The organism is Microcoleus sp. SVA1B4 (genome assembly GCF_036700545.1).
Taxonomy (GTDB): Bacteria; Cyanobacteriota; Cyanobacteriia; order Cyanobacteriales; family Microcoleaceae; genus Microcoleus.
On record NZ_JAUBPB010000004.1, the window covers coordinates 119,737 to 126,388 of the forward strand.

4 protein-coding genes are annotated in these 6,652 nt (G+C 41.0%); 1 reads left to right on the forward strand and 3 read right to left on the reverse strand.

The window, feature by feature from the left end; all coding sequences use genetic code 11:
* The first annotated feature begins 56 nt into the window (after nucleotides 1-56).
* Nucleotides 57-1,031, forward strand: a complete 975-nt coding sequence (locus QT987_RS03525; RefSeq protein ID WP_333237289.1) for a glycosyltransferase family 2 protein — start codon at nucleotides 57-59, stop codon at nucleotides 1,029-1,031.
* Nucleotides 1,032-1,310: 279 nt separating this feature from the next.
* On the opposite strand, the gene QT987_RS03530 is transcribed toward QT987_RS03525, so the two are convergent.
* The 3 genes from QT987_RS03530 to QT987_RS03540 form a co-directional block, all read right to left on the reverse strand.
* A complete protein-coding gene (locus QT987_RS03530; RefSeq protein ID WP_333237291.1) occupies nucleotides 1,311-3,143 on the reverse strand; it encodes a DUF6798 domain-containing protein in 1,833 nt (610 codons plus the stop codon).
* Between the two features lie 12 nt (nucleotides 3,144-3,155).
* A complete protein-coding gene (locus tag QT987_RS03535; RefSeq protein WP_333237293.1) occupies nucleotides 3,156-5,387 on the reverse strand; it encodes a hypothetical protein in 2,232 nt (743 codons plus the stop codon).
* Nucleotides 5,388-5,459: 72 nt separating this feature from the next.
* Nucleotides 5,460-6,485: an SGNH/GDSL hydrolase family protein gene (locus QT987_RS03540; protein WP_333237295.1), complete on the reverse strand. Its 1,026-nt coding sequence runs from the start codon at nucleotides 6,483-6,485 to the stop codon at nucleotides 5,460-5,462.
* Nucleotides 6,486-6,652 lie beyond the last annotated feature (167 nt).

Genomic DNA, 6,652 nt, shown 5'->3' on the forward strand with positions numbered 1-6,652 from the left:
TCTGCGGTTAATAAAAAAAAATCTCATTAACAACAAAAATGAAATAAAATATCTCTATGCCAAAACAACTCAGCTTCGTAATCCCAGTTCACAACGAAGAAGCCACCCTAAAATTGCTGTTTGACAAAATCAAAATTGTCATGTTGCAAACAGAAATTGACAGTTACGAAGTCATTTTCATAGATGACGGTAGCCGCGATTATTCCTGGCAAGAAATCACAGATTTAGCCAGCCAACATCCCAAACTAATTAAAGCGATTAAAATGCGCCGCAACTTTGGCAAATCCGCCGCACTTTCAGCAGGATTTCGCAATGCAGCAGGGATAATTATCTTTACTCTCGATGCTGACCTTCAGGATGACCCCGCTGAAATTCCCAAGTTTTTACATCATTTAGAATCGGGATTTGATTTAGTTTCCGGTTGGCGAAAACAGCGGAACGACCCGCTTTCTAAAACTTTACCTTCCAAGCTGTTTAATGCCGTTGCGTGTTTGCTGACTGGCGTGAAAATGCACGATATGAATTGCGGTTTTAAAGCTTACCGCAGGGAAGTTTTGCAGTCGATTAAATTGTACGGGGAATTGCACCGCTACATTCCAGCTTTAGCAAACAATTTAGGGTTTAAAATTGGCGAAGTAGTCGTGGAACATCATCCGCGAAAGCACGGAAAATCGAATTACGGCTGGGAACGTTATGCGCGGGGTTTTATTGATTTGTTGACGGTGTTAGCCACGACGCAGTATTTACACAAACCGGGTCATTTGTTTGGCGGTTTGGGATTGTGTTTTGGCTTCGTTGGAACTGTTTCGCTGAGTTATTTAATAGTTATTTGGTTTCTGAATTTGGCGGGGATGAATTTTGGGCCGATCGGGAATCGACCTTTGTTATTTTTTGGGATTTTGTGTACAATTCTGTCGGTGCAGTTGATTTCTTTGGGGATTTTAGCTGAGTTGATGGCGCGGAATGTGGATGCTGATTATGTGGATAAGCAAATTAGCGAAATTATTGATGATTCGGGTTTTGATATTTAACCGCAGATTAAGGCGGATTAACGCTGATTAACGCAGATAAATCGGATGTTGAAATTTCTTCTACACAAGCAAAGTCTGCGTCGGCCGACTAAGATAAAAGTCAATCGATTTTAGATTTTAGATTTTAGATTTTAGATTGAAGCCTTGACCCCACGGATAAATGTGGGGGGCAAGTTTCATCGGATACACGTTTTTTATTTCTCCACGGATGAATCCGGGGGCTTGTATCCTGGATGCTTTCGGTCATATTGGGATTTAACAAGTTTTACCAATTACCTATTATCTAATTTTAAACAGTATCCATTTGCCTTCTTGCTCTACTATATCTCCGTCAATATTTGGATGCCAATCGCTGCGAGTCAGGATATAATCTGCCTGATAGTTTCTGGCTACTTTGACTAAATCCGCACTACTGCGGCGGATGAAAAAGTCATTTCCTCCCCAAATCATTTGCGGGTTTAAGGGGACTCCTAAAACAGCTTCCATGCGATTTTGCCATTCTTTGATGCCTTTTTCGGTAAAGGGGAAGTTTTTGAAGTTGACGACAATCGCCCTTTCGGAGAAAAACTGGAAGCTGGTAACTGAAGGTGGAATTAATACGAGTGAATCGCGGCTGCTACTTTGCGAAAATCGCACAGCTAATTTGCTTAAGTCGTCTCTGGGAACGGCATTGATATTAACTCTTGTTTGAAATACATTTAATATAGGTTTGGGCATAATTCCTGCTATTCCACAAACTAAGGTGGCAGTAGTTATTAAGGCTAAGGTGTGAGTTAGAGTTTGTTTGATAGATGTAGCTAGGGATGTTTTTTCTAAAATGAATGGGAAGGCGAGGATTGAGAAAAAAACTGGGATGCTAATTATTCGATCGCCCATTATTTCCCATGAATCAGTCACCGGATATATCAAGCTGAAAATTACCGTTCCTGCTGCTAAAATCCACAACAATATATTATATCGTTTGGGAAATAAGTAATTTTTTGTCTGCCAAACTGATAATCCTAGGAAAAGGATGCCCCTAAAAGGCAAAGTTAGTACAGCTAACAGCAACAAGCTAATAGGTATTTGTTTTTCCCTGTAAAGTTGCTCGACAGTCAAAGCAACAGCAATAAATATAATTAATTGAGCAAAAGGTACAGTTCTAGCTAACTGTAGTTTGGCGATAAAAGCCACAGGATAAACTTCGACAAATACGAAATTTAGAAATAGTCCAAAAATTGATGTGCCAACAATTACCGAAAAATTAACCTTGTCTTCTTTTGGCAATAAATCGGAATTTTTGATGCACAGTAAGCCACCAATTATGAAACATATAAAGTTGAACCAATTCCCCAAATACCAATTTGACGGGAGGATGTGGTGGGGGTTGCGGACTTTTGCGTGAATGTAGACAAAATCGGCGTTGTCGATAGTTTGAGTGCTGGTAGTACCTGTTAATAACATCGGTACGTAAACGATACTTGCCATTGCTGCTAAAAGTGCGATCGCCAAAATCAATGTTTTGAAATTCCGCTGTCTTACAGATTCAATAAATAAAACGGGAACCATCATCAATCCCGGCAACAAACCCACTAAGAATTGCAGCAGACAAGCTAGTCCAAAAAAGAAATATCCAGTCAGCCATTTCTGGCGCAAACTAAAGTAAATTCCCCAGATTGCGAAACCCATTGCGAAGATACTGGGTACTGATTTAGTGGAAAATATCAGCGTGTTACCAACATCGGTAAATGAAGCGGCTATACATAAAAAAGCCATCGCTGCTGCTGGCAGTTTGGAATTAGTATAGATATTGAGAATTGCGTAGCAAGCTAGGACAAATGAACCGAAGGCGAGGAATTGATAAATAAAGTGCGCTAGGGGAATGCTTGTTCCTAAGTTGGCGAGCAAATAGATAATATAATAATAGTAATATCTCGGATTAAATTTCACCATTTCCTGAACGTAATAGTCATTTTTGTAGAGTTCAGGATTTAACATAAATTGAATTGGTGGCACTTCCGGGAAATTGCCTCCAATGGGGAAAATATAGCCAGTAGCCATCAGGGAGCCGATGATGACAAAAGTATAGAGAGATAGATTAAAATACCAGTGGGATTTTTGATGTTTTTGCATTGACGGTTCAACTTAACTACTGACAGCCAAATTGTTAATCTCCAGTTGGCATTGGTTTGTTAAATCCTGTTGGCTGCTACTCAATACCTCAAGCAGCAGATAAATGGGATTTTTGCCTTCAACTAATAGATTTAAGGCGAGATCACTTTTTTGACGATAAGCCATCTCTGCTGAGTCTACTAATTTACCTTGCTTGTCCCACAAAGTCAAGCGCAGGGCAACTCCCGGACATTGTTTGTTAGGTAAATTGAGTTTGCCGGTAACTTTTACTTTGTCTGAAATGGAACCTAAATACAGGAAAGATGTATCGAGTCTCTTGCTGTTTTTAATTGGATGAGTTACAATTTTATATCGGTTATCCGATTCTTTACTCACTGAATAATTGGCACTTGTGTAGATTGATTGATGCAAACTAATCCAATCTAACTGCGTGCCTGGTCGATCGCCTATTTGCCGCTGCATCGCCTCCAGAGTCCTAACTGCCGTTGCTGTATCAGTCGGCCGCATCCTCCGGTAAACGCTGACAGTCACGCCGTTTTCCAGCTTAAACTGTTCCGGTAGCAATTGGAAATCGCGGGCAATTTCCCAGTTTTGAGTAAAGGCATCGTACACAACTTTAACAACATCTTGTTCGTGCGATCGCAAAACTTGTTCGTCAGTCGATAACACCTGCTGAAAAGGTGTGGCAACCACCGCATATTGTGACTGCAACAACTCCGGTAGCGGGTAAGTATCGCGCGAGTCAATTTGCGGCCTCCCGATTGTATTTAATCTCCACCAACCCTCCGGCGGGTTTAATTTTCGGTTAGCTTGTCTGAGGATATTAGCATTAAAACTGTTAGAAGCACCGGCAATATAAATTGGTTCTTCGTTGGGTGCTAATTTTCGCAGAAACTCTACTAATTTTACAACTTCGTCGTAGTCCGATCGCACTAACGGCGGAAAATTACCCACAAACAGTCTTGGCAAATCAATTTTGAGAGGAATTAACCCGACGGCGGCATTTACAACGAGGTACAAACCCGCCGCGCCCAGCATGAAATATCGGACTTTTCCCTTGAGTGTTAGCCAAGTTGTCCAGAAAAATGTGGATAGTCCCAAAAGTGCGATCGGTGTAATATGAATTGTATAGTGCAAGTAGCCGTAACGCAGCACTAACAGCCATTCAATCAGCGACAAAACCCCAAACAACGAAACAAAAATAGCCGCCGCCGGAACCAGGATTCGGGTGAGAATTCCCGCCGAAAAACCAATCAGTACCAGCAGCCAAGTTCCCCAACCGTAAAAATCCGCATAACGAGTTAAAATATCATTTACAGGCAAACTCCAAGCGACATACAAATTGCGGTAGTCAACCGTCAGAGCACTGCGAGTAAAATCTCCCGCTACCAACATTAAAATAGTCAAGCTAGTTACAGCTATCAAACCCAATTTGATGCCGGATTCAAACAAATTTTTCCAACCTTTGTTTTGAATACTTTGAGATAGCAATCCTAAATGACTTGTGGGATGGGCTTCTAGCCCGTCCCGGCTAAAAGCCTGAACCATGTTGATAACTGCCTTGGGATTGCTATACTGTATAATAAACTCGATGAAAGCCTGTAAAGTCGCGGCACCAAAAAATGCGATCGCACTATAAGCAAAATGGCGCCGCAACAGAATAGCCGCCGCCAGAAAAAACCCAATTAACGGGATTTTCCACCAAGATTTCAGCTTAACATCCTGCAAATAAACCAAAATTGCCAAGGCTACAAACACACAGCCGCCAGTATCCAGATATCCCCGCAGAGTCGGTATCCAACTCATCGGAATTAATAAACTCAGCAGCACAGTTGACCAAAACACCCGGCGGGGATAAACTGGAATTAGCTTTGCAGAAATTGCCCCCAACAACAGGCGAAACGGCAGCACATAAATCAGGGATACACTTAGAATGTAACTCAGCCGAGACTCGCCAAATAACAGAATAAACGGCACTAACGGCAGAGATATTAATAGATTTTTTTCCTTAGATAGCGATTCTATAACTCCGCGCCATGCTTTATCGGGCGAGTCTCGAAATAAATTTGCCGTGTTGACTGTAGCGGTATTGTATCCCGCGTAATCCCACCAATAAAAAGTATGTTCGCTGGATACATAGATTGATGTTACTGCAACTGTTACGAGAACAAGTAAAAACAGGAGAAACCCATCAATTATAAATTTACGACGCGATTTAAAAGAAACAACATCAAATAATCCCATCCGTCTAGCAACCCTAAGTAACTCCTCAACTTCATCTTTATATCTTGCTTCGCGCCTTCGCGCTTCGTTAACTTACCTTAAAACAGTGCCTTGCAAAAAACCTTCCAACTTTTCTGCATATTGCCGATTGGCGATCGCACTTGGATGAAGGTCATGAGGTAAATTATTATTGGCAGGTATTTTCAAATCAACCGAAATATCCGCCGTAGCAATTCCCTGCTGACTTAACTCCTCCAACATCTTAGCAGAACCGGCATTAATTCCCGCCACAACTAACTTAACACCATTCGCCTCGGCCACCCGGTTAAACTCTTGAATAATTGCCTTAGAAACCTCATGGCTTCTATACAATCCCTCTTCAAATTGATTGTAATTAACCTCCAAAAAATGGCTTAATGCAGAAACCCGCATCAGCGGGAACTCGTGATATTCAAGTTTTGCCATTTTGTAGGTAAAATTATTTTCTCCATTCAACCTAGCATCCGGCTGGAATAAAATACCCAGTTTATTCCAAGCAGCCATTTGCTTTCTTCTCGCCCTTAACAGAGTATTGCGGCGGTCGTGAAATCCCGCATAAGCAATTACCGCAATTTTCGGTTTATTTCCTTGTTTGATTGCTTCTTTGAATTGAATCAATGAGTGCAGCGTGCCGTAGCCGTTAACGCCAAAATTTACTATTTCATACTTGGGTAATTTCTCTTGCAGCAACCAAGCATAAGTTTCGCTGTCATTCAATGACCAACCGTAGGTAAAAGAACATCCAACTATCCAAATTTCAGGCTTTTTTGAGGATTTATTGTAAGTATTGAGGGGATGTGTGATTCTTAAACTATTATTGAGATGAGTGGCATTAAATGAGTAATTGCCGTTAAGTGTCACCTTGAATTTACCCGGCAAATGTTTGTAGCCGAGTTCCGAGTCTTTGGTAAAAAAGTTACCTTTTGGTTCGACGGCAACATCAACATTTTCTATTTGCCAGGGTTTGTATCCCGCAACTCGCAAGACAATTTCAGCCGTGGTGGTAGATAGAAATATTGGAAAAATTAGATATGTTATTAATCTGAAAGCAACATTTTTAGTAAAAACTTTTTCGCTCATTAACATAATATGAAACGTCAGCAAAAGTATAATAAACTGCCATGCCAGTATTATCTAGTTCATGGATCTAATTTAATTAGATTGAGCGCACCAATATCAGCAATGGGCTAGAAGCCCGTTCCACAAAAAATAAACTTGATTGTGGAACAGGCATCTTGCCTGTTAAG